21 protein-coding genes and 1 tRNA gene are annotated in these 24153 nt (G+C 65.8%); 8 read left to right on the top strand and 14 right to left on the bottom strand.

Annotated elements, in window-relative coordinates; all coding sequences use genetic code 11:
• The first annotated feature begins 34 nt into the window (after positions 1–34).
• On the top strand, positions 35–1816 hold the full coding sequence (locus tag K9B33_RS11790; protein ID WP_224548954.1) for an aminopeptidase P family protein: 1782 nt from the start codon (positions 35–37) through the stop codon (positions 1814–1816).
• A 3-nt stretch (positions 1817–1819) separates the two neighbouring features.
• Here the strand turns inward: K9B33_RS11790 and K9B33_RS11785 are convergent, their stop codons facing one another.
• On the bottom strand, positions 1820–1957 hold the full coding sequence (locus K9B33_RS11785; protein WP_165363661.1) for a hypothetical protein: 138 nt from the start codon (positions 1955–1957) through the stop codon (positions 1820–1822).
• A 116-nt stretch (positions 1958–2073) separates the two neighbouring features.
• On the opposite strand from K9B33_RS11785, the gene K9B33_RS11780 reads away from it, so the two are divergent.
• Positions 2074–2148: transfer RNA gene (locus K9B33_RS11780), tRNA-Thr, on the top strand.
• A gap of 23 nt (positions 2149–2171) precedes the next feature.
• On the opposite strand, the gene K9B33_RS11775 is transcribed toward K9B33_RS11780, so the two are convergent.
• The 4 genes from K9B33_RS11775 to K9B33_RS11760 form a co-directional block, all read right to left on the bottom strand.
• Positions 2172–2408, bottom strand: a complete 237-nt coding sequence (locus tag K9B33_RS11775) for a DUF1294 domain-containing protein (RefSeq protein WP_224548953.1) — start codon at positions 2406–2408, stop codon at positions 2172–2174.
• 37 nt (positions 2409–2445) lie between these two features.
• A complete protein-coding gene (locus K9B33_RS11770) occupies positions 2446–4482 on the bottom strand; it encodes a TonB-dependent receptor plug domain-containing protein (RefSeq protein WP_224548951.1) in 2037 nt (678 codons plus the stop codon).
• Between the two features lie 119 nt (positions 4483–4601).
• Entirely contained in the window at positions 4602–6002 is a 1401-nt protein-coding gene (locus K9B33_RS11765) for a porin (protein ID WP_224548949.1), read from the bottom strand.
• Between the two features lie 112 nt (positions 6003–6114).
• Positions 6115–7071 carry a PQQ-dependent catabolism-associated beta-propeller protein gene (locus K9B33_RS11760; protein ID WP_224548947.1) on the bottom strand — a complete coding sequence of 319 codons (957 nt, stop codon included), beginning with the start codon at positions 7069–7071 and terminating at the stop codon, positions 6115–6117.
• A 143-nt stretch (positions 7072–7214) separates the two neighbouring features.
• Between K9B33_RS11760 and pedF the strand changes: the two genes are divergently transcribed.
• The 4 genes from pedF (at position 7215) to K9B33_RS11740 (ending at position 11146) form a co-directional block, all read left to right on the top strand.
• Positions 7215–7643, top strand: a complete 429-nt coding sequence (gene pedF, locus K9B33_RS11755; RefSeq protein ID WP_224548945.1) for a cytochrome c-550 PedF — start codon at positions 7215–7217, stop codon at positions 7641–7643.
• 5 nt (positions 7644–7648) lie between these two features.
• The gene (locus K9B33_RS11750; RefSeq protein ID WP_224548944.1) at positions 7649–8515 is read left to right on the top strand and encodes a substrate-binding periplasmic protein; all 867 of its coding nucleotides are present in this window, start codon (positions 7649–7651) and stop codon (positions 8513–8515) included.
• A 96-nt stretch (positions 8516–8611) separates the two neighbouring features.
• Positions 8612–10351, top strand: coding sequence for a methanol/ethanol family PQQ-dependent dehydrogenase (locus K9B33_RS11745; protein ID WP_318011119.1), 1740 nt, complete (start codon positions 8612–8614; stop codon positions 10349–10351).
• Positions 10352–10363: 12 nt separating this feature from the next.
• On the top strand, positions 10364–11146 hold the full coding sequence (locus K9B33_RS11740) for a response regulator (protein ID WP_224548943.1): 783 nt from the start codon (positions 10364–10366) through the stop codon (positions 11144–11146).
• A 63-nt stretch (positions 11147–11209) separates the two neighbouring features.
• Here the strand turns inward: K9B33_RS11740 and K9B33_RS11735 are convergent, their stop codons facing one another.
• The 7 genes from K9B33_RS11735 to K9B33_RS11705 all read right to left on the bottom strand — a co-directional run bounded on the left by K9B33_RS11735 (position 11210) and on the right by K9B33_RS11705 (position 19460).
• Entirely contained in the window at positions 11210–12793 is a 1584-nt protein-coding gene (locus K9B33_RS11735; RefSeq protein ID WP_224548942.1) for a Na+/H+ antiporter, read from the bottom strand.
• Positions 12794–12867: 74 nt separating this feature from the next.
• Entirely contained in the window at positions 12868–15090 is a 2223-nt protein-coding gene (locus K9B33_RS11730) for a NahK/ErcS family hybrid sensor histidine kinase/response regulator (protein ID WP_224548941.1), read from the bottom strand.
• A complete protein-coding gene (locus tag K9B33_RS11725) occupies positions 15087–16229 on the bottom strand; it encodes an FIST N-terminal domain-containing protein (RefSeq protein WP_224548940.1) in 1143 nt (380 codons plus the stop codon). The genes K9B33_RS11730 and K9B33_RS11725 overlap by 4 nt, the downstream gene beginning before the upstream one ends.
• A gap of 71 nt (positions 16230–16300) precedes the next feature.
• Positions 16301–16705 carry a DUF779 domain-containing protein gene (locus K9B33_RS11720; RefSeq protein ID WP_224548939.1) on the bottom strand — a complete coding sequence of 135 codons (405 nt, stop codon included), beginning with the start codon at positions 16703–16705 and terminating at the stop codon, positions 16301–16303.
• A 108-nt stretch (positions 16706–16813) separates the two neighbouring features.
• Positions 16814–18334 (bottom strand): aldehyde dehydrogenase, encoded by a 1521-nt coding sequence (gene adh, locus K9B33_RS11715; protein ID WP_224548938.1) that lies wholly within the window; start codon positions 18332–18334, stop codon positions 16814–16816.
• A gap of 47 nt (positions 18335–18381) precedes the next feature.
• Entirely contained in the window at positions 18382–18828 is a 447-nt protein-coding gene (locus tag K9B33_RS11710) for a pseudoazurin (protein ID WP_390902366.1), read from the bottom strand.
• A gap of 89 nt (positions 18829–18917) precedes the next feature.
• A complete protein-coding gene (locus tag K9B33_RS11705) occupies positions 18918–19460 on the bottom strand; it encodes a rhodanese-like domain-containing protein (protein WP_224548936.1) in 543 nt (180 codons plus the stop codon).
• Positions 19461–19538: 78 nt separating this feature from the next.
• Between K9B33_RS11705 and K9B33_RS11700 the strand changes: the two genes are divergently transcribed.
• Together K9B33_RS11700 and K9B33_RS11695 are read left to right on the top strand one after the other, a co-directional pair.
• On the top strand, positions 19539–20372 hold the full coding sequence (locus tag K9B33_RS11700; RefSeq protein ID WP_263499553.1) for a quinoprotein dehydrogenase-associated SoxYZ-like carrier: 834 nt from the start codon (positions 19539–19541) through the stop codon (positions 20370–20372).
• On the top strand, positions 20369–21310 hold the full coding sequence (locus tag K9B33_RS11695) for a quinoprotein relay system zinc metallohydrolase 1 (protein ID WP_224548935.1): 942 nt from the start codon (positions 20369–20371) through the stop codon (positions 21308–21310). The genes K9B33_RS11700 and K9B33_RS11695 overlap by 4 nt, the downstream gene beginning before the upstream one ends.
• 175 nt (positions 21311–21485) lie before the next feature.
• On the opposite strand, the gene K9B33_RS11690 is transcribed toward K9B33_RS11695, so the two are convergent.
• The gene (locus tag K9B33_RS11690; RefSeq protein ID WP_224548933.1) at positions 21486–21776 is read right to left on the bottom strand and encodes a DUF1330 domain-containing protein; all 291 of its coding nucleotides are present in this window, start codon (positions 21774–21776) and stop codon (positions 21486–21488) included.
• Between the two features lie 26 nt (positions 21777–21802).
• On the bottom strand, positions 21803–24124 hold the full coding sequence (locus K9B33_RS11685; RefSeq protein WP_224548931.1) for a TonB-dependent receptor: 2322 nt from the start codon (positions 24122–24124) through the stop codon (positions 21803–21805).
• Positions 24125–24153: the final 29 nt, after the last annotated feature.

Here is a 24153-nt window from a genome sequence, read left to right as displayed (position 1 = left end):
CGCAAGAGGCCCGACATGATCCAAGGGAATTGTGATGTCCAGTTATGAAGACCGCCTGAAGGCCCTGCGCGCGCAACTGGTGCGCCAGAAGCTCGATGGTTTCGTGGTGCCGCTGACCGACGAGCATATGAGCGAATATGTCGGCGCCTATGCGCAGCGGCTCGCCTGGCTGACCGGATTCCAGGGGTCGGCAGGCAGCGCCGTGGTGCTGCCGCAGGAAGCCGCGATCTTCGTCGACGGCCGCTATACGCTGCAAGTACGCGAGCAGGTGGACGGCGCCCATTGGCAATATGAAAGCGTGCCGCAGACCTCCATCGCCGCCTGGCTGAAGGATCATGCCGGCCAGGGCGCGCGGATCGGCTACGATCCCTGGCTCCACACGCGCGCCTGGGTGGAACAGGCGACGCAGGCGCTGGCCGAGAAGGGCGCGGAACTGGTGGCGGTGGACACCAACCCGGTCGACGCCGTCTGGCCCGATCGGCCCGCGCGCAGCGACGCCAAGCTGGTTGTCCATGGCGACCGCTTCGCCGGCCGGTCGGCTGCGGAGAAACGCGCCGCCATGGCCGACTGGCTGGTGTCGAAAAAGGCCGACGCCGTCGTCCTCTCCGCCCTCGATTCGATCGCCTGGACCTTCAACATCCGGGGCAAGGATGTGGATCGCACGCCGGTCGCGCTCGCCTATGCCATCGTCCATGCCGACGCGACCGCCGACCTCTACGTCGCCCCGGAAAAAATGGACGAGGCCGTCGCTCAACATCTGGGCAATGCGGTGCGTGTCCTGGACGGTGAGACCTTCGCCGCTGCGCTCCAGGATTTCGCCGGCAAGACCGTCGTCGCCGACCCCGAGCGGGCGGTGGCCGCGATCTTCACCGGGCTGGACCAAGGCGGCGCGACCGTGCTGTCGCTGCGCGATCCGGCCGTGCTACCCAAGGCGATCAAGAACGACATCGAAATTGCGGGGCATAAAGCTGCACAGGCACGCGACGGCGCGGCGCTCAGCCGCTTCCTGCATTGGGTTTCGGTCGAAGCGCCCAAGGGCGGCCTGACCGAACTGTCTGCGTCCGACCGGCTGGAGGCATTCCGCAAGGAGACCGGCCTGCTGGAGGACCTGTCCTTCGACACGATCAGCGGCGCGGGGCCGAACGGCGCCGTCGTCCATTATCGCGCCGAGGAAAAGACCAATCGCCCGATCGAGCTGAACAGCCTCTATCTGGTCGATTCGGGCGGACAGTATCGCGACGGCACCACCGACGTCACCCGCACCCTGGCGATCGGCACGCCGACCGACGAAATGCGCCGCCGCTTCACCCTGGTCCTCAAGGGCCATGTCGCGCTCGCCCGCGCCATCTTTCCGAAGGGGACGCGGGGCGGCCAGCTCGATGTGCTGGCGCGGCAATATCTCTGGGCCGAAGGTCTGGATTATGCCCATGGCACCGGCCATGGCGTCGGCAGCTTCCTGTCGGTGCATGAAGGGCCTCAGCGTATCGCCACCTTCGGCGGCGGGGACGAGCCGCTGGTCGCGGGCATGATCCTCTCCAACGAGCCGGGTTATTACAAGACTGGCGAATATGGCATCCGCATCGAGAATCTGGTGCTGGCCGAGGAACGCAAGGTGCCCGGCGCGGAAAAGGCCATGCTCGGTTTCGAGACGCTGACCTTCGCGCCGATCGACCGCGCCCTCATCTCCATCGACCTGCTGAGCAGCGAGGAGCGCGCCTGGATCGACGCCTATCATGCAGCGGTGCTGGACTTGGTCGGCCCGCAACTGGAGGGCGATGCGCTGGTCTGGCTGAAGGCCGCCTGCGCGCCGCTCTAAGCATCAGTCCTTGGGGTCTTCGGCGGGAGGCGGCGTTGCGCCCTCCCGCGAAGCCTCGCGCGTCTGGGCCTTGCGCCGGCGCAGATTGTCGCGCAGCGCCTGCGCCAGCCTTGTCTTTTTCTCGTCCTGCGTTTCAGCCATGCCACGGGCTTAAGCAAAATGCGTACTCGGCCGCAACCCGCCTTGACATCGGGCCGGGGGGCGGCCATAGGCCCGGCCTCCGAAGCGCGAACGGCGCCTCGGGACAGAAATAGAGTGCTGCCGTAGCTCAGTGGTAGAGCGCATCCTTGGTAAGGCTGAGGTCGTGAGTTCAATCCTCACCGGCAGCACCATTTCTCCCCCGGACATCCGACGATCAACGCATTGCCCAGGCGGCGGCCGCCATCGCCTGCGCCGCGACGATCAGCCACAACAGGGTCGAGAAGGGCTGCTTGCGCGTCTTGTGGCGAAACAGCCGCCGACCGACGAGCGCACCCGCCGACCCGCCCGCCAGCGCCCATAAGAGCAGCGTGCGTTCGGACAAGCGGCGCAGCCCCAGCCGGGCGCGCCGCTTGTCCATGCTAAAGAGGGCGAAGGCGACCAGGTTTGCCAACAGTAAAGCCGTGGGGAGCAGGATCGCCCGAATCGTGTCAGCCCCCGAAGCTGACGCCGATCCACAGCGTGCGCGGCGTACCCAGGTCTGTGGACGGGATGCCGTTGGTCGTCACCTGCCGCGTAACGACCCGTTCATCGAACAGATTTTCGCCCCGCGCCACCAGACTGACGCCATGGCCGATCGGCAGGCGCGCGATGGCGTCGAAGGTGATGGCGTCGGGCAGCACGTCTTTGTGCAGATCGTCCTCATATTGCTTGGATGTATAACGCAATGTCGTCGATAATGACGGACCATGGGCCGGCGCCCATGCTATTGTTCCGCTGGCGGCGTGGCGCGGCGTCTGAGCAGGGGACAATCCGTCGAATAGCGCACCCGGCGCGTGCACAATGCTGTGGCTATAAGCATAGGAAGCAGAGACGCTAAAATCATCGACATGGGCGCTGGCCGTGAGTTCGATGCCCTTCGCCACGACGCGATTCACATTCTGGCGCTGGCGCGTGTTCCCGTCCGCTGAAATGGTGACATTGGCAATGGCGTCGTCCAGCCGATTGTAGAAAGCGGTGGCGGACACGATGACGCCCTTGGCCGGGGTCAGATCGATGCCGGCTTCGGCGCCTTTCAATTTTTCCGGCTTGAGTGCTTCGTTGGCGCGCGTGGTGACCGGAAAGACGACGAACGGCCGGTAAAGTTCATTGAGCGTCGGCAGGCGGAAGCCGCTATAGGCGGCCGCCCGCAGCGCGATCGCGTCGCTCGCATGATAGAGCGCGCCGACCCGGCCGGACATTTCCCAGGCGGACCGGTCGGCATAGCCGAAATCCTTGGACACGGCGCTCGTGGTGGCATTGACCTCCTTGTAGAAGCCATTGCGGATCGACCAGCGATCGCCCCGCACGCCGCCGGTCAGGATCAGCTTCCCGATCGTCCAGTCATCCTCGGCAAAGATGCCGCTCGTCCACTGGTCGCCGCCGGCATGGCGCAGGAAGGTGCGCGGATTGGTGGCAATATTGGCGTTATAGGCGTCCTCATACATGTCGCCGGTGGCGAAGCGCGTATCGACGCCCAGCCGCAGCACATGGTCCGGGCCGACCGGCGGCCGGATCTCGATCTTGCCGCCGATGCCGGTGGAGGGGGTGTTGCGCTGGTCCAGCGATTTGCGGAAGGTCGACGAGGAGATGACGATGTTGGAGAAGTTGCGCGCCTGGATATAGGCCAGCGCATCGACCTGCCACGCGCCGCGATTGATATAGCGGATGCTGGCGTCCTGCCCCTGGCTCATGCTGTCGGCCCCGGCGAAGCGTAGCGTGCGGTTATCCTCGAACAGGGTCGCGCGGAATTGCAGTTCCGACGTGGCGGCAATCGGGGCGACCGCACGGAGATTGGTCGACCAGCCGTCATAGGCGGCCGGCACGGTGGCGGCGACGCGCTGATCCCCGGGCGTGGTCTGGAATCCGTCGCCCCGGTCCCAGCGGCCCGACAGCGAGACATAGCCGCCGCCCAGATCCTGGGTCAGTCCGGCGGAGACTTCGGTCGAATCGCGGCTGCCATAGAAGGCGCTGGCGGAAAAATCGGGCAGTTGCGCGCGCGTCGCGCTGGCCAGTTCGATCGTCCCGGCGACCGCACCTGCGCCGAAGGCGCCGATGCCGCCGCCGCGGGTGACGCGGACTACGGACAGGCGTTCGGGCGCCAGCGCGCTGAACGGGATATAGCCAAAGAAGGGATCGGCGATCGGCACGCCGTCGAGCAGCATCAACGTCCGGCTCGATGCATTGCCGCCCAGCGCGCGCAAGGTCGCGCCCTGGTTGGATGGGTTTGACGATCGGCTGTCCGACCGCCGGAATTGCTGGAAGCCCGCGACATCGCCCAGCACGCTTTCTATCCGCCCCGATGCGCTGTCGAGCAGCCGCTGCCGGTCGATCACCACCGACCCGTAAGCCGGCGTGCCGGGCGGCAGGTCCAACCCCGCGCCGGTGACGATGATCTGCGATGAGTCGCCCGGCGCATCATCGGGCGCCTGGGCCAAGGCGGCTGTGGGTACGGACAGCAAGATAGCGGGCAGAATGAAAATTTTCATGGCGATCCCCTCGACGCCCCTCTCCTTATTTTCCATGCCTTTTGCAAATGGAAAGGGGCTGCACCCTATTAGGATGCAGCCCCCGCCCCATGACATTGGTCCTTTGGTCACATGACGCGTCAGAAGAAGAGAATCGCTCCCGCCGCGATGGCGTCCGACGTCGCCCGATTACCGTTATGCGCTTCCGACCGGCTGTTCACATATTCGCCGAGCAGCGTCACCCAACTGTTGAGGCCGTAGCGGACCTGACCGACCCAACTGCTATTCTTGTCGACCAGCGTCGGATTGGCCAGCGCATCGGCGATAGTGGCGTAGTCGAGATTGCTTTCGCCATAGCTGCCGCCGACCGAGAATTTGCCGAACGTGGCCAACCCCTGCAGGTAAAAGCCGTGGCTGTCGCGCTTGTTGCCCAGGCCATCAGTGTCGAACAGGTTGAGCGCGGTGGTGCCCAGTCCCGATGCGTCATAATAGGTGCCGACCACCGTGACCGGCCCGAACGTGACCTTCGCGCCTGCGTCCCAGCCCCAGCCGGTATAGTCCGGCCCGGCATCGACATTATGCTTCTGCGTCACGCCCGACACCCACAGGCGGATGCCGACGTCACCGAACTTGCCGTCATAGACGAATTTCGCCTGGAAGCCCGGCTGCTTGTTAGTCTCGGCCGGCCCCGTCAGCGAGGACAAGGGTTCGAATATGCCCACACTGGCGGTGAAGCCGCTGAAACTGGGTGTGGTATAGGTGATCTGCGGCTGGAAGTCGGTGTAGATATAGCCGGTGCCGATACGACCGAGCGTCGTGTTGGAGGGGGCGACATTGCCCGCAGGTGTGCCCGACGACAGCAGGGTGATGTCGTTGAGGATCGATTCGGACTGGAACAGGCCGATGTCGCGGCCGATCTTCACCTCGCCGAAGCCGGCGCGACCGAAGGTCAGATAGGTCTGGCGAAAGTCGATGCCCGCGGTTTGCAGCGCGCGGGGATTGCCGGCACTGTTGGCGCCGCCGCCGGCCGCATAATTGACCGAATTGATGCCGGGATACATGCCGAAATGGGCGCCCACGTCCCAGCCGTCCAGGCTGGTTGAGGCTTCCACTTTCAGGAAGCCGGGGAGCAGGCCGTTGCGGACGGCCGAACTGCTGCCGCCCACGGTCGCGACACCGCCGGTCACCGTGGTTGTGGCGCTGGGCGTATCGCCATTGTCATGGACGTAGAAGCCGTTGACCGAGCCGGAGAATTTCAGCGTCACGTCGCCAATCTGGAGACCCACGCCACTGTCGGTCATGCGCACATAGCCCGCCCCCCCGGATGCGTCGGGGGTCACCGCCGGGGCAGGGGCCGCGGCTGTCTGCGCCGCCTCGGCGGTCTGACCCTTCGCCAACTCCTGATATTCATCATCGGTCAGGATGCCCTTTTCGTGCAGCCGCTTCAGCAGATCCGCGGTGGTTCCGGCCATGGCCGGCGCCGCGGTGGCGGCGAGCATCAATGCTCCAGCCGCGCTCATCAGGCGCAACGTCCCCTTCATTATCATCCTCCCTGTATATCGCCGACTTGTGTCCGGCTGGGGCGGAGAGTGGGACGGATGGGGGAACCGAGAAATTGGACTTAGGTTCTCGTCCCTTCGGACAGGAGGCGAATCAGGGCGCGGCGGCGATGCCCCACGGCGCTGCACCGACCGCGATGGTCTGGGTCACCGCGCCCTTGGCCAGGTCGATCGCGCTGACATTGTCCGAAAGGCCATTGGCGGCATAGGCGCGCGTCCCGTCGGCGCTGATCGCGACATGCCAGACGCGCTTGCCGACCGGCACATAGGCCCGCACCTTGCGGGTCGCGACATCGACCAGCGCGACATGGTCGGCCCGGCCCAGCGCGATGACGGCGGTCTTGCCGTCGGGGGTGAAGCGTATGCCGCAGGGCAGGATGCGATGGTCGGGGATGCCGGGAATAGCGAAGCGCAGCGTTTCGGCCACCTGCCGGCTGGCGGTGTCGATGATCTGCACCGTGCCGCCGACTTCCGCCGCGACCCATAGTTGCTTGCCGTCGGCGGTGAATTCGACATGGCGGGGGCGCAGGTCGACCGGGGTTTCGGCGACCATCGCCTTGGCCTTGATGTCGATCCAGTTGACGAGATTATCTTCTTCGGACGTGACGACCACCCATTGGCCGTCCGGGCTTTGCGCCACCCCCTCCGGCTCGCCGCCGACATCGACCTGGAATGCGACGGTGCGGCTGGCGAGGTCGATCGCGGTCAGCGCGGCGTCATCTTCATTGGCGACGAACAGGGTCGTGCCGTCGCGCGACAGGAAAAACTGTTCCGGGTCCTGCCCGGACGGCAGCTCCGCCACCACCTTGCCGCTCGCCCGGTCGATCACCTGCACCGCATGGTCCAGGCTGGCGCAAAGATAGAGATATTTGCCGTCCTTCGACACCGTGATGCCGCGCGGCCGGCCGCCCACCGGCCAGGTCGCCGTCACCGTACCCGACGCGGCGTCGATCACGCTGACGCTGTCGCCGCGCTCATTGGAGACATAGAGGGTTTCGGCCTGCGCGACGGCAGGCACTAATATCAACCCTGCCATGATGATGCGCTTCATATCCGCCTCCTGCCCCTAATCTTCTCCCAACGGTCTATCCGCAGCCCGCTCGCTACGGGATTGTACCAATGGCCAATGGGGACGCGGCCCGCCCTTGCCTACACTGGCGGCCATCAGGGGAAAACCGACCGGGTGAGGATATAATGAAGATATTGGGTAGGGTCGCATTGCTGGGCGCCATCGCTACGCTGGGCATGACCGCGACAAGTGCATTGCTGGCGCATGGCGACGTGACGCCGCAAGCCGTCGATACGTCCGCATTGCCGGAAATCGGCGACGCCTGGCTGGAAAAGAACCCCTATAGCGGCAACGCCAAGGCGATCGAGATCGGCCAGTCGGCCTATGGCCAGAATTGCGCGCGCTGCCATGGTCTGGACGCGGAAAGCGGCGGCATCGCCCCCGACCTGCGCTATCTGGAAGCGGGCGAGTCGGGCGACCAGTGGTTCGCCGAACGCTTCCGCCACGGCTCCAGCCATGACGGCAAGGTCTATATGCCGCCCTTCGGCGACGTATTGGGGCAGAAGGCCGGCTGGGCGATCCGCGCCTGGCTCGAAACCAAGCGCGAAGGCTGATCCCGATGCTCAGCCGTCGCGCATGGATGGGCGGGGCAGGGGCGGCGCTGGCGCTGGGCTTGTTGCCGGGTCGCAGCGACGCCGCGCCGCTGGCAAAGGTCAAGGCGCTCGGCACGTTGCGGGTGGTCGTCTACAAGGATAACCGACCCTGGTCGTGGGAGGAGGGGGGCAAGCTCGTCGGCCTCGACGTCGACCTGGCGCAGGCGATCGCCGGAAAACTGGGCGTCCGCGCCGACGTGGCGGAACTCGTGGCGGACGAAAGCGCCGACGACGATCTGCGCAACGGCGTATGGAAGGGCGGTCTGCTGGGCTTCACGCCGGGCGACGTCATGCTGCATGTTCCCTTCGATCGCACCTTCGCCGCGCGCAACGATCAGGTCGCGATCGTCGCACCTTATTATCGCGAGAGTTTCGCCTTCGCCGGCGTGGGGGGGGCGGTAGCGCTGGAAGGAATGCCGACCGAATGGCGCGGGCGGCGGCTGGCGGCCGAGCTGGACAGCATTCCCGATTTCTACCTGATCGGATCTTTCGGCGGCCTGTTGACCAAGGATGTCGCCCATTATCCCAGCGGATCGGCAGCCGTGGAAGCGATGACGGCGGGCAAGGCCGACGCCGTACTCGCCAGCCGCGCCCAGATCGAGGAGGGGCTGCACCGCGCGGGCGATGGCGCCAGCCGGATCGCGCTGCGCAAGGGGCCGCTCCCTGCCTTCGCCTCGCCCGGCTGGGACATCGGCATGGCGGTGAAGGAAAATAGCCGCACGCTGGGCGATGCGGTCGAGGAAATCGCCACCGCCATGGCCGCCAGCGGCGAGATGAAGGCGCTGTTCGCGCGCTATGGCATCACCTGGACACCGGCGAACGCCGCGGGGTGAGTGCCGACCGAAGGTTCAATTGCTGCGCCCGCCGCGCAGCATAGTCTGCACGACAACGGGGGGCGTCGAGCGCCCGTTCAACAAGGGAGGATGGTTATGAAGGGACCGATCATGCGGGCGCTGTCGGGCGTTGCCGCGATGACGCTGGCGATTGGCGCCGCACCGCTGCTGGCTGAAGGGCCGACCGATGCGGATCTGATGAACGACGCGGCATCGACCGGCGACGTTCTGACCTATGGCATGGGGCCGCAGGCGCATCGTTTCAGCACGCTGAAGGCGATCGACACGAGCAATGTGTCCAAGCTGGTGCCGGCTTTCGCCGCCTCGCTGGGCGGAGAAAAGCAGCGCGGCCAGGAAGCGCAGCCGCTCGTCTATGACGGCACCATCTATGTGACGGGCAGCTATTCGCGCCTGTTCGCCTTCGACGCCCGCACCGGTGAGGAAAAATGGCAATATGACGCCCGCCTGCCCGACGGCATCATGCCCTGCTGCGACGTCGTCAATCGCGGTGCCGCCATCCATGGCGACAAGATCATCTTCGCCACGCTCGACGCGCGTCTGGTCGCGCTCAACCGCAACACCGGCAAGGTGATCTGGAACAAGCAGATCGCCGATTACAAGGATGGCTACAGCGCCACCGCTGCGCCTCTGATCGTCAAGGGCATGGTCATCACCGGCAATTCGGGCGGCGAGTTCGGCGTCGTCGGCGCGGTGGAAGCCCGCGACGTGAACACGGGCGAGCTGATCTGGCATCGTCCCGTGATCGAAGGCCATATGGGCACGCTCAAGGGCAAGGATAACGGCATCACCGGCAAGCTCAACGCCACTTGGCAGGGCGACCTGTGGAAGAGCGGCGGCGGCGCGACCTGGCTTGGCGGCACCTATGACCCCGAAACCAACCTGCTCTTTTTCGGCACCGGCAACCCCGCGCCGTGGAACAGCCACCTGCGTCCCGGCGACAATCTCTACACCGCCTCCACGCTGGCGATCGACCCGGACACCGGGGTCATCAAATGGCATTTCCAGACCACGCCGCACGACGGCTGGGATTTCGACGGGGTGAATGAATTCATTCCCTTCGACGCCACCATCAACGGCAAGCCGATGAAGCTGGGCGCGAAGGCCGACCGCAACGGCTATTTCTTCGTGCTGGACCGCACCAACGGCAAGTTCATCAGCGCCAACAAGTTCGTCATGCAGACGACCTGGGCCAATGGCTTCAACAAGGCTGGCAAGCCCAATTACATCCCCGAAGGCCGTCCGCCCGCGCCCGGCGAGGGCAAGGGCAAGCCGGTCTTCGCCTCGCCCAGCTTCCTGGGCGGCAAGAACTGGATGCCGATGGCTTACAGCCAGGATACCGGCCTGTTCTACATCCCATCCAACGACTGGGGCATGGATATCTGGAACGAGCCCATCGCCTACAAGAAGGGTGCGGCCTATCTGGGCGCGGGCTTCACCATCAAGTCGATCGCGGAGGATCATATCGGCGCATTGCGGGCGATGGACCCCAAGACCGGCAAGATCGTGTGGGAATATAAGAACAAGGCGCCTTTGTGGGGCGGCGTTCTGACGACCGGCGGCAACCTCGTCTTCACGGGCACGCCCGAAGGTTTCCTCAAGGCGTTCGACGCCAAGACCGGCCAGGAATTGTGGAAGTTCCAGACCGGGTCGGGCGTGGTCGGATCACCTGTCACCTGGGAACAGGATGGCGAACAATATGTGGCGGTGATGTCCGGCTGGGGCGGCGCGGTGCCGCTGTGGGGCGGCGAAGTCGCCAAGTCGTTCAAGGACATCAACCAAGGCGGCGCCCTTTGGGTGTTCAAGCTGCCTAAATAAGGAACCAGGCAAATGATCGTCATGGGACGTGGATATTATGCGCAATCGGCCCCGGCCATCCCGCCCGGCGCATTGCGGCTTGCCACGTCCCATGATGTGTCCGATCATCATGGGCAGGGGCAGGATATGGGGCTTTATATGGGCGGGGAAGCGGTGATGGAGCGGGTGCTGATCATCGACGATCATCCCCTGGTGCGCGACGGGTTGCGCAGCGTGATCGCAATCAGTTTCGACAATATCGAGATTTTCGAGGCGGCCGGACTGGAAGAGGCCGTCGCCACGCTGGAAAAGCAGGATAATTTCGACCTGATCCTGCTCGACCTCAACATTCCCGACGTGCGCCGTCTGGACGGGCTCAAGCTGCTGCGCGATCGATTCCCGATCCTGCCGGTGGTGATGGTGTCGGGCGCGTTCGACCGCTCGATCGTGCAGGAGGCGCTGGCCGCCGGCGCCGCAGGCTTCATTCCCAAGTCGCTCAAGCGCAGCGCGATCGTGGAGGCTTTGCATCGCGTCGTGTCAGGCGAAATCTACCTGCCCGAAACGATGGGAGAGGGCGCGACGCCGTCAGCGGAGGAGGACGACATCGCCCGCCGCATCGACAGCCTGACGCCGCAGCAGAAGACGGTGCTGGGCCATCTGGTCAACGGCCGTCTCAACAAGCAGATCGCGCATGACCTCAATGTGTCGATGACCACGATCAAGGCGCATGTCTCGGCTATCCTCCAGAAGCTGGGCGTCTTGAGTCGCACCCAGGCGGTCATCAAAGCGAACCGGGTGCATTTCGGCGCGGATTGATATCCTCTTCATGGTCCGCATTCGCCGATGTGTCTGCTGTTCAAGCCGGGTTTGGACTGATCCCTAAGCCTTTGCCGACAGCGCGCTCATTTCCTCCAGGTCCAGGTCGCGCTCCAGTTCGTGCAGCGTCTGTTCGTCGATGTCCCCGATCCGGTGCAGGCGCAGCAATTCGGCCCGTCCCGCCGCCACCGCCATCAGCACCAGATCGAAATGCGCATGAAGGATGTGCGCATGTTCCGCTTCCTGGCCTGCATAGGTGACCGACAACGTCGCATGGCGCTGGTATCGGTCGAGAAGGCGCGGATGCAGCAATGTGCCGTCGGCGTCATAGGCATGGGCCTCGACCACCCGGACCTGCGCCTGCGCCATGGCGGCTTCCGCCTCGCTCATGCTCAGACGCGCCCGGTCGCTCGCCGGTTCCTCCAGCTTCAGCAGTCGGATCACCGCACCCAGCGTGGTGCCCTGGATCAGCACGGTGCCGATGATGACCGCGAAGGCGGCGACGAGGATGAAGTCGCGGCCGGGAAAGCCTTCCGGCACGCTCAGCGCCACTGCCAGCGTCACAACGCCGCGCATACCGGCCCAGCCCAGCACCACCGCCGATCGCGGACCAATCGGCGTATAGCGGCGCACGCCCATCGCCCGTAGCAGGCGGGTGACGCCGTCGGACCCGAACACCCAGAGGAAGCGCGCGAGCGTCAGCGCGATCAGGATCGCCAGCACCGGCCCGGCCATTTGCGCCAGCACCAGTTGGAACCCGCCGACCCGGTCGATCACCCCGCGCAGCGAGGAACCGATCAGCAGGAAGACGAACGCCTCCATCAGGAAGATCATCACCGCCCAGAAGGCCGTGCCGTTCATCCGCACTGTCGCGGAAAATACGACATGTTGAAACCAGCCGCAGATGAGTCCCGTGGTGACCGTGGCGATCACCCCGGACACATGGACCGTCTCCGCCAACAGGTAGGACGCCCATGGCGCGAGGAGCGACGAAGCGATCATCAGATATTTGTCGTCCAGCCGCGGCGTCAGCCGGACCCAGGCCATGCCCACCGCCGCGCCGACCAGCGCGCCGCCGATCGCCAGCAGCGCAAAGCTTTCCATCGCCTCCATCAAGCTGAACGCCCCGGTGACGCCCGCTGCGATCGCGAAGCGGAAGAGGACGAGGCCGCTGGCGTCGTTGAACAGGCTTTCGCCCTCCAGCAGGATGGACAGGCGACGGGGCAGGCGGACATGTTGCAGCACGGCGCGCGCCGACACCGCATCCGGTGGCGAGACGATCGCACCCAGCGCCGCGCAGGCGGCCCAGGGCAGGGACGGCACCAGCCAGTGGGTCACCACCGCCACGATCACCGTGGTGAAGACCACCGCGCCCACCGCCAGGGCGATGATGCCCAGCATGTGACGATGGAGGTGGCGCAGGGCGATGAACCAGGCGCCATCCATCAGCAGTGGCGGCAGGAAGACGACCAGCACCAGTTCCGGATCGAGCGAGATGACCGGCAGGCCGGGCAGGAAGGCAAAGAGCGCGCCGCCGGTCAGCAGCGCCACGGCAGGCGGGAGGCCTATCTTGTGCGCCGCATAATGCAACAGGATGATCGCCAGCAGCATGGCGACCAGCAATTCGAACAATTGCATCGGATGCATTGCGTCCCCCCTGCATCAGCTTTGCTTCCTCTAGTAGCGCCTGATCCCGGCAGGTCCAGAGGACTGCGCGGCCCCTATTTGAGCATGGTCCGCAGCAACGCCCGCAACTGGGCCGGCTTGACCGGCTTGTTGAGCAGCGGGATGCCGTGCGCGTCGAGCCGCGCCTTCAACTCCTTGCCGCGATCGGCGGAAATCATGACGGCGGAAACCGGCATGGCGAAATGACCGCGCAGGCGGTCGAGCGCGATTTCGCCCGTTTCGCCGTCGTTGAGATGATAGTCGATCAGGATGATATCCGGCGCCTCGCCGGGCGCAAACAGGCCGGTCGCTTCGGCGAAGCCGCCGGCGGTCCGCACGGTGCAGCCCCAGCCGCCCAGCAGCGTGCGCATCCCCGTCTGGATCGCCCGTTCATTGTCGATGACCAGCACGTCGAGACCGCGCATCGTGCGGTCGCGGCCGATCGTCTCCGATCCGTTGTCCAGGTCCGCTACCGGTTCGCCCAGCGGCAGCTCGATCGCAAAGGTCGATCCGCGGCCGGGCGCGGACTCCAGCGTCACGCGATGGCCCAGCATGTCGCTCGCCCGCTTGACGATGGCCAGGCCCAGCCCCTTGCCGCTGGTGCGGGTGTCGAGCCGGCGGAACTCCTCGAACACCAGCGCCTGCTTGTCGGCCGCGATGCCCGGACCGCTGTCGGTCACGCTCACGCGAATGGCCTGTTCGCCGACCAAGCAATCGACCCGCACCGATCCCTGCTGGGTATAGCGCAGCGCGTTGGACAGGAAATTCTGCAGGATGCGCCGCACCAGTCGGATATCGGAGCGGACCCAGAGCGGTTCGTTCGCCATGTCCAGCATCAGCCCCGATGCGCGGGCGACGGGCGCGAATTCCACCCGCAACGTGCCCAGCAGCGTGTCGAGGCGGAAGTCGCCAATTTCCGGCTGGATCGCGCCGGCATCGAGCCGACTGATCTCCAGCAGCGCCTCCAGCAGATCCTCGACCGAATCGAGCGCGGTCGATGTCTGGTTGACCAGCGCGCGGGTGGGCAGCGCCAGCCGCCGATCGCCCAGCGCCGCGACGAAAAGCCGGGCGGCGTTCAACGGTTGCAACAGGTCATGGCTGGCGGCGGCGAGGAAGCTGGTCTTGGACAGGTTCGCCTTCTCCGCCGCCGTCTTGGCGTCCCGCAACTGCGCCTCGATCTCGCGCCGTTCGGCGACTTCGGCGCGCAGTTCGGCGGTGCGCTCGGCGACGCGACGCTCCAGCGTCTCGGCGGTTTCCTGTAGGCCCGCCTGCGCGCGCAGCATGTCGGTGACATCGGTGAAGCCGATCACCTGCCCGCCGCGCTCCAGCGCCGTGCTGCGGACTTCGAAATGACGATCCCCGGCCGCGACCAGCGCATGGCGGGCCGCGCCGGGCTGGTCGCCCCGCCAGTCCAGGCAGCCCCCGTCCGCCATGCCCAGCCGATCGCGGCACCAGCCGAGCAGCGCGCCATGGCTGGCGCCTTCCTGCGCCCAGTCGTCGGGCAAGTCGAGCACATGCTGCAACGCCTCGTTCCAGGCGGCGACCCGTCCCTGCGCATCGAACAGGCATACGCCTTCGGACAGATTGTCGAGCGTCGATTGCAGCACCAGATTACGTTCGGCCAGTTCCAGCGCGCGGTTGCGGGCATCCTCCGCCTTCACTTCGGTAATATCGGTATAGATACCGACGATCCCGCCCTCGCTGGTGCGCAGTTCGTTGATCTGGACCCAGCGGTCATCGGCCAGCGCCTGGACATGGCCGCCATCGGCGACGCTGTGGCGCGCCAGCCGGTCGGACACCCAGCGGTCGGGCGCGACCACCGATCCGGGGGGGCGGTGATGCGCCGCGGCCAGCCGCGCGACATCCTCGAACGACATGCCTTCGTGCAACTGGTCGGCGATTTCGGGCCAGAAGCCCAGATAGGCGTCGTTGAAAAGGACCAGCCGGTCTTCCGCATCGAACAGCACGAAGCCTTCGTTGATCGAATCGATCGCGTCGCGCAGCCGCACCTGCGCCGCTTCGGCGCTGGCATGGGCCTGGGCCAGGTCGGCATTGGCGGTGGCAAGCCTGCCCAGCGCGTCTTCCAGCTCGGTCGTCCGCTCGCGCACCATCGCTTCCAGCGTGATCGCGGTTTCGAACATCGAAAAGGCGTTGCCGGCCATGTCGCTGGACCGTTCCACCCGATCGATCAGCGCGGCGTTGATCTTGCGCAACTTGCGGTTGTCTTCGCGCAGTTGAGCCAGTTCCGCCTCGGTGGAAGGAAGGGTCGTTTCCGTCATCGCCCGATCGCCAGCCCGCTGAACGTCTGGTTGACGTGCAGCGCATGATATTGCTCGCCATAGGTGTTGAAACCGATCACCCGATGGCGGCCATAGAGTTCGGACACGGCGCGGCCGATCTGCCGCTGTTCCGCGTCGATGCGGTTGAGCACGCAATCGAAGGCGATGATCCGGTCGACCTGGCCGACATGGGCGCCGATGTCGGCGAACATCGTCTCCATCCCCGCGATCCGGTCGATCGGCTCGCCCACGGTCAGCACGATCCCCTCGTCGATCGCGCAATAGAAGGTCAGGCTGCCGTCCGGGTTGGCGCTCTGGATCGACCGGACATGATAGTCGCCGCCCGCGCGCACCATCGGCGGATGGGCGGCGTAGAAGGCCAGGCCCAGCGCTTCGCCGGCATGGCCCGCCAGCCGCAGATATTCCTGCGCCGCCGGTTCCGCGTTGATCTCGGTCACGATCCGGTCCTGCGGGATCGCGCCGGTCACGACCATCTTCGCCGCGCCGGGACGATAATGCTGCGCCTTGAACACATGGATCGGGCGCGGCGTGGACAGGATCGCGATTACTGCGGCGCGCTTGTGAAAACGGCCGCCTTCGAAGATCGCGGTTTCGCGGAACGCCAGCCCGTCGCCCGACGATCCACCGATCAGGGGGATGTCGCCCAGCGCATCCTGGATCGTCATCGTCAGCAATTCTTCGCGGTGGGACAGGCCATCGACCAGGAACAGCGCGACATGATTGACCGCGTCGCCCAGCCGCCGGCTGTCGCGATCGGCGATGGCGGCGAGCGATCGGATCGCCTCCCGCGCGGCAACGGGATCGAATGCATCGATATCGTCGAAAATATGGGACGTCAGGTGGAAGGCGTCGGCCGGAAAACCGATCACGCTCAGGCTGTCCTCGTCATAGCCCGCCTCGGTCAGCTCGCCCGAGCTGGTGCAACCGATCGCGACGACATGTTCGCTATGCCGGTTGACCGCGCGGGCCAGTGCATCGCGATCGAAGCGGTGCGAGCAGAACAGCAGCATCCCGGCCAGCGGCGCATCGCCCAATTGCCGCGCGACGTCCGCCATCGCCGTCGCCGGATCGGGCGAATGGCTCGATGCGAAACCGATTTCCGACGCCAGCATGGTCATGTTCCTCTCCCCCATGGCCTCCCCTTTTCCGGGGGTTATGCACCGCGTCGCGTCCCAATGTCACGCCCGTCCTATGCCGTAACGGTTTCGCCCCGGGGCGGATCGCCCGCCGCTTCCAGCAGCGCATTTTCCGCGTCGTCGAAGATCCGTGATCGCACGATGAAGCGCACGCCTTCGGGGCTTTCCAGCGACATGCCCGCACCGCGTCCCGGCACGATGTCGATCATCACCTGGGTATGGCGCCAATAGTCGAACTGCGCCGCGCCGATCCACACCGGGATATCGCCCGCGACATGGCCCAGCAGCACATCCTGCCCGCCGACCTTGAACTCGCCGCGCGGGAAGCACATCGGCGCGGACCCGTCACAGCATCCGCCCGACTGGTGGAACATCAGCGGCCCGTGCTTCTGCGTCAGGCTGTGCATCAGCGCTTCTGCATCTGGTGTCGCCAATATGCGTGGGGGCGGCCCGGTCATCCCGATCTCCTTTGAAAAAGACGATGCGGCGGGCATCGGGGAAAGGATGCCCGCCGCCGTCGAAGGCATAATGGAGAGGAATCCGCCTTCGACGAACTGCCATCCCGATTAGAAGAAGCCCAGCGCCCTGGGGCTGTAGCTGACCAGCAGATTCTTGGTCTGCTGATAATGGTCGAGCATCATCTTGTGGTTTTCGCGCCCGATGCCCGACTGCTTGTAGCCGCCGAACGCCGCATGGGCGGGATAGGCGTGATAGCAGTTGGTCCATACCCGACCGGCCTGGATGCCCCGGCCCACGCGATAGGCGCGGGTTCCATCGCGGGTCCATACGCCCGCGCCCAGCCCGTAGAGCGTGTCGTTGGCGATGGCGAGCGCGTCGGCTTCGTCCTTGAAGGTGGTGACGGCCAGTACCGGGCCGAAAATCTCCTCCTGGAAGATGCGCATCTTGTTGTGGCCCTTCAGGACCGTGGGCGTCACATAATAGCCCTCGCTCAGTTCGCCATCCAGCGATGCGCGCGTGCCGCCGGTCAGCAGCTCAGCGCCTTCGTTCAGGCCGATCTCGATATAGGAGAGGATCTTCTCCAACTGGTCGTTCGACGCCTGCGCGCCGATCATGGTGCTGGGGTCGAGCGGGCTGCCCTGCTTGATCGCCTTCACCCGCGCGATGGCCCGTTCGATGAACTTTTCGTAGATCGATTCCTGGATCAGCGCGCGGCTGGGGCAGGTGCAGACTTCGCCCTGGTTGAGGGCGAACATGGCGAAGCCTTCGAGGCATTTGTCGAAATAATCGTCGTCGGCGTCCATCACGTCGGCGAAGAAGATATTGGGCGACTTGCCGCCCAGCTCCAGCGTGACGGGGATCAGGTTCTCCGAGGCATATTGCATGATGAGGCGGCCGGTCGTCGTTTCGCCGGTGAAGGCGATCTTGCTGATCCGCTTGTTGCTGGCGAGCGGCTTGCCCGCCTCCACGCCAAAGCCGTTGACGACGTTCAGCACGCCGGGCGGCAGCAGGTCGCCGATCACTTCGAGCAGCACCAGGATCGACATCGGCGTCTGTTCGGCGGGCTTGAGCACGATGCAGTTGCCCGCCGCCAGTGCCGGGGCGAGTTTCCATACCGCCATCAGGATCGGGAAGTTCCAGGGGATGATCTGGCCGACCACGCCCAGCGGCTCGTGGAAATGATAGGCGATCGTGTCATGGTCGATCTCGCTGATCGACCCTTCCTGCGCGCGGACGCAGCCCGCGAAATAGCGGAAATGGTCGATGGCGAGCGGGATGTCGGCATGGGTCGTCTCGCGGATCGGCTTGCCGTTGTCGATCGTCTCGGCCATCGCGATGAGGTCGAGATTGGCCTCCATCCGGTCGGCGATCTTGAGCAGGATGTTGGACCGCTCGGTGGACGAGGTCTTGCCCCAGGCGTCCTTCGCCTTGTGCGCGGCGTCCAGCGCCAGCTCGATGTCGGCGGCGGTGCCGCGCGCGATCCTGCCGACGACCTGGCCGGTCACGGGCGAGATATTGTCGAAATAGCCGCCCTGCACCGGCGCGACCCACGCGCCGCCGATATAATTGTCATATTGGTCGCGGATCAGCGTCTTTCCCGTGAAACGCTCCATCGCCTGTTGCAGCATGTGTCTACTCCCGATTGCTATGCGTAAAAATTGAGAAAGGCGTGGCTTTACTTCACCTTGGCCAGCGCCGCGGTCATGCGCTTGGCGGCGAAGGGCGGCAGCTTGACCGCCCTGGCGGCGGCGATGTCCGCCGGCGTCACCTTGCCCACCTGCACCAGCGCGACCATGCCCATCGAATAATGCGGCATGCATTTGATGCCGTAGAGGCCGGGCTTGGTGACGGTCAGCACCGCTTCCTTGTTCATCGCGCCCTTCATCGGCGTCGCGCCGGCGGGCAGCATCGTCGCCATGGTTTCGGCATTATGGCTGGCGTCGGACGGCTGGAAGCGGATCGTGTCGCCGGGCGCGGCCTTCACATAGCTGGGCTCGAACACCATCGCGCCGTCGGCGCCCTGATTCTTCATATGGACGACGATGTCCTTGGCCGTAGCGGGCAGCGAAAAGGCCAGGACGGCGGCGGTCAGCAAGCAGGCCGGGATGCGCAGGTCAGTCAAATCACTCTCCATGGAATCGGACGGCTTTCTCTGCCGGATTGCATGGAGAGTGCGGCCACAGGGGCCGCGCGCACAATTGACCTTTGGTCCTATGGCATGATGCCGCCGTCCGGTTCGATGCGGGAAAGCGGCCTTTTCATGTCGCTCCAGCCATCCGTACCCTCCGCCAGCCACCAGACATTGCTGTAGCCCGCAGCGCGCAACCGCCTGGCCGCATTCCATCCCATCCAGCAATCGGCGCGGCAGAAGAGGATCAGCATCGCGTCGCGGCGCCCGTGCGTCAGGCGGGCGACCCTTTGTGCGAACCATGGGCCGATCCCCGGCGCCAGATCGCCGCGCCCGGTTTCGGGAAACCAGCGCGCGCCGGGGATGGATTCGTGCGGCGCGGCCAGCCGCCAGCGCCCGTCCGCCTCACGATGCCCGCCCTCGGCCGGCAGCACGTCGATGAACAGCGCGTCGCGTCCCGGCACCAGTTGCGCCGCGGCGGTCGGGGCGATCCGGCCGACGCCGGCCGGCGCCTGCCGGACCGGCGCGCGATAATGGGCGATGCGATAGCCGGCCGGATTGAACAAAGGCGGCTGCGCGACCGCCGGCGACGCGATCAGCAGGGCGGGGATGAGGAAGCGGCGCATGATCGTCTCCGGCTGACCCAAGGGCCAATGGTAACCGACGCGGGAGGAGAATAGACCCCGGCTTAAGGGAGAAGGATATTGCAAAGGCAGGCAAGCCTTTGGGTCGCGCTCGCCCTGGCATGGGTCGCGGCCGATGCCGGGGCGACAGCGCCTCAACGAACCCCCGAACGAACTGGGGCCGATCCGCTGGGGTCGCCGATGTGGGACGCCCATGCCCGCACCCTGTTCGGCGACGATCCGGTGCGGTTCGATCCGCGCGTGCAGGTCGATTTCCCGATGATCGCGGAAAATCAGCGCGCCTTTCCGGTGGTGATCGACGCGCGCGCTATAGCGGGCGTGACCCGCATGGTGCTGCTGGTCGATCTCAATCCCATTCCCATCGCCATCGACTATCGCCCCCTCCACGCCGCCGCCTATGTCGCAACCCGCATCAAGCTCGACCAGCGCACCCCGGTACGCGGCGCGGTGCAACTGGCCAGCGGGCAATGGCTGGTGTCGGGCGAATGGGTCGATGCGGCGGGCGGCGGTTGCTCTGCGCCGCCGGTCAGCCGGGTCAGGGGCGACTGGGCCGACCATCTGGGCGAGATACGCGGCGAAGCCTGGCCGATGGCGGACGGGCGCAGCCGGGTGCGGCTCAATTTCCGCCATCCGATGGATACCGGCTTCGTCGCCAATATCGCCACCTATCATCTCGAAGCGCTGCGCGTGAAGGGCGCGGATGGACGGACGCTGGGCGAGATGGAGATATGGGCGGCGGTGGCCGAAGATCCGGCGATCACGCTGATGGTCGATGGCGGGGCCGGGGAGGCGCTGCGGGTCGAGGCGCGGGACACCAACGGGCGCGACTATCGCGCGGCGCTGTCCGTGGCGCGGCAATCACCTGTTCCGGCGTCGATGCCGGGCGGCCGATGATCCTGTCGCGGCGATCGCTGCTCGGTGGCGTGGTGGCGCTGGCGTCGGTCCCTGCGCGCGCGGCCGGCTATGCCATCACCCCCGAAGCGATCGGTGACGGCGTCTGGCTGGTGCGCGGGGCGGACGAGCCGATCGAGGCGGGCAATGGCGGCGCCATCGCCAATATCGCGATCATCGCCACGCCGGCCGGGACGGTGCTGTGGGATTGCGGCCCTTCCGTCCGCTACGCCCGATCGCTACGGCAAGTGGCAGAGCAACTGGCCGGCAAACCGGTGGTGCGACTCTATGTCAGCCATCTCCATCCCGATCATGGATTGGGCCTTGCCGCCTTCGATCCGTCCATCGTCGCGGCGCTGCCCGGCACGATCGAGGCGCTGCGGGCAGAGGGGCAGGGCTATGCCGACGGCATGTACCGCCTGCTGGGCGACTGGATGCGTGGCACCGGCCTTGTCCTGCCGGGCAAGGCGATCGCGCAACAGGAGGAGGACTTTGGCGGTCGGACGCTGCAGCTACTGGCGCTGTCGGGGCATAGTGGCGCCGATCTGGCCTTGCTCGATCCGCAGACCGGCCTGCTGCTGGGGGGCGACCTGGTCTTTCACGACCGCGCGCCCAGTACCCCGACCGCCGACCTTGCCGCATGGCGGGCCAGCCTCGACCGGTTGAAGGCGCTGCCCCATGGCGGCTTGGTGCCCGGCCATGGCCCGTTCGATCCGGGCGGAACGACGGCGATCGACCAGACGCGTGACTGGATCGACTGGCTGGAAGCGACGCTGACCCAGGCGGTGCAGGGCGGGCTGGACATGGTCGAGGCGGGCGAGCTGCCCATTCCCGATCGGTTCGCGACAATGGCGGCGGGGCGCTACGAATTGCAGCGCAGCGTGTCGCACCTCTATCCGGGGCTGGAGGCGACGCTGCTGCCGCGGGTGGATGTGCCGTGAATGCAACAGCAAGTTGGACAGTTGTGACAGATTCCTCAAATTCAAGCCGTTGTTAAATAAAGATTTTTAGGAAGTCACGCGCTGGATTTGAACGCATGACTTCCTATTTTCCTTTATAAACAATCGCTTATGAGAATCCGTAAGCGCCGTAACGTGGACATTCCGGGCGGGAGGATCAGTCGACGCCCTGGATGATGAAGGTCTGATAGTCGCCGCTGGCGAGCCGGTGCGTCAGCGCTTCCTGATAGGCGGGGCTGTCATACCAGGCCTCGGCTTCCTCGAAGGTCGGGAAGGCGATGATGACCGCGCTCTCTGTCGCCGGCCCATCGGTGGCGCGGGTCTTGCCATAGACGGCGAGCGGCGTGATCGCATGGCCCGCCATGGATTTGCCGGCCAGCGCGCCATAGGTGGCGAAGGTTTCGGGGTCGGAAATGCTGTTGCGGACGGCGACGAAATAGGCGGTCATGCTCTTTCTCTCCTGATGTTAGATGGTCAGAATAGCGCCTTCACGCCGACTTGCCAGCGGCGCGGCGCGCCCGGCCCATAAGCGCGCGGGTTGGATGCGCCGGGCGCCTCTTCCAGTGCGATCTCATCCACTTCGCTGAAGGTGCCGAAGGTCGCGTAGCGGCGGCCCAGCGCATTGGTGAGCGTGCCGAACAGGCTGATGCCCTTCACCAGGGTTAGGCTCGCGCGCAGGTTGACGAGCGCATAGCCGCCCAGTTTGGGTTCGTCATTGCCCTCGTCGCCGACCAGATATTGGCCGGACCGCGCGATGAAGTCGCCGCCCACGGACCAGCCGTTCCCCGCATAATCGAGGTTCAGCGTGGCGCTGTGCCGGGGTATGCCGGGCAGCCGGTCGCCGCGCGCGACTTCGATCAGTCCTTCTTCGTCCGCCGACGGGTTGGCGGGGCTGGAAAGGGTCAGCGGCGCGCGATAGGTGGCGTCGGTGAAGGCGTAGCTCAGCCCCGCGCTGAACCCGCCCCGGCTGGCGCGCAAGGTCGCTTCCACCCCCTGCCGCCGCGTGCTGCCGATATTGCGGAAATAGGCGCGGCCACGAATCTCCGACGCCACATATTGGATGTCGTTGCGATTGTCGGTGCGCCAAGCTGACAGCAGCCAGTCGATGGTGAAGCCGCCCGCCTGGGCATGGCCCTTCGCGCCCGCCTCCCAGCTTTTGGCGACCACCTGACTCAACGGCGGATCGGCGACGAAGAAGTTGGTCAGGCTGCATGGCGCATTTTCGTCGGCGCAGGACAGTTCGGCCGGGGTCGGCACGCGGTTGCTTTCCGCATAGCCCGCGCGCAGCGTCAGTCCGTCCGACAGCTTATAGTCGAACTCGATGCCGGGATTGACCCGCTCAAACCGATGGCGGCCGTTCAGCGCCGTACCGATCTGGTCCAGCATCACGATGCGCGCATGATTGTAGCGCAGCGCGACTTCCGCCGACAGGCGCGCCGTGATCGGCAACCGGTCCTGCACGAATGCGCCCCAATAGTCTGTATGGGCGATCAGGCCGACCGGCGCGATGGCGCCATCCGGCTGCACGATGATCGACCCCAGCCCCTCGACGCTGCGATCGTCGGTCAGCGCGCCCAGTTCGGTCGAGGTGTCGAAGCGGGTGCGGCTGGTGTCGTAGCTGAAGCCGAGCGCGAAGACATTCTCGCCCGCGCCGACCATATGCTTGTCGATCAGCTGCACCAGCGCGCCCATCGCCCGCGTCGCCGTGCGCCCGCGGTTGAGCACGCCATAGCCCTCGCCGCCCAGCATATCGATGATGGCATTGCCATCGGCGTCGGTCAGGACGGCCTGCTCCTCCGCCTCGTCATCGCCCCCGACGGTTTCCAGGCAGACGAAACCGGCATCGTCGTCATCCTCGCAGCCCTCGATATCGGCGGCATCGCCATTGACGGTGCGCAGGGTGAGTTTTTGCGCATAGAGCGTGGCTTCGATCCGGGTCGTGTCGGACAGCGCGACCCAGGGGTGCAGGCTGACCCGGCCATAGCGGCTGCGGCTGTTATCGGGCCAGGTGAAGACCGCGCGCCGATCCGCCGCCAGCAATTCCACCGGCGACACGCCATTGCCGGTCAGGTCGGTGTTCGCGCCTACGACCTTCAGGTGCAGGCCGCCGGTCGCCGTGTCGAAGCCGACATCGGCATAGCCATTATAGAGGGTAGAGGGCGAATGATCGCGCCAGCCATCGTCGCGCCTATATTGGAAGGCGCCGAATGCGCTCCAGTCGCCCCAGGCCATGCCGCCCGCCACGCTCGCCTCGGTCGTGCCGAAGCGGCCGTGCGACAGGCTGGCTTCCAGCCCCGGATCGCTTAGCCCCGTCTTCGTGTCGATCACCAGCGCCCCGCCCAGGGCATTGAGGCCATAGACGGCGCTCTTGTCGAGCAGGCTGACGCCCCGGACCGCGGCTTCGGGGAGCAGGTCGAACTGCACCGTATCGCCAAAGGGCTGGTTGAAGCGCGCACCGTCCAGATAGACGGCGATGCCCTGCGCCTGCCCCTGGAGCGGGGACGCGACGAAGCCGCGATAGACGAGATTGGGCTGCCAGGGGTTGTTCTGCGCATCCTGCAAGGTGACGCCGGCGAAATTGCGGGTCAGCGCGCCCAGGAAATCGGGACTGCCGCTTTTGCCGATGTCGGCGGCGGCCAGCGTGAGCGCATCGTCCAGATCGACCGCGCCGCCGGGTGCAGTGACGATGATCGGCTGGCGCACGGCGTCCCCGGCATCGGGCGCCTGCGCCAACGCCGATCCGGCTCCGATCAATGCGCTTCCCGCCAACAGCGCCGCCATCACCCTCACGCCCATCCTCCCGTCTTTTATCGCGGGGAGGCTAG

Origin of the sequence: Sphingobium sp. 3R8, assembly GCF_020166615.1 — a bacterium.
GTDB classification, from domain to species: domain Bacteria; phylum Pseudomonadota; class Alphaproteobacteria; order Sphingomonadales; family Sphingomonadaceae; genus Sphingobium; species Sphingobium bisphenolicum.
This window is presented reverse-complemented; position numbering and strand designations above follow the sequence as displayed.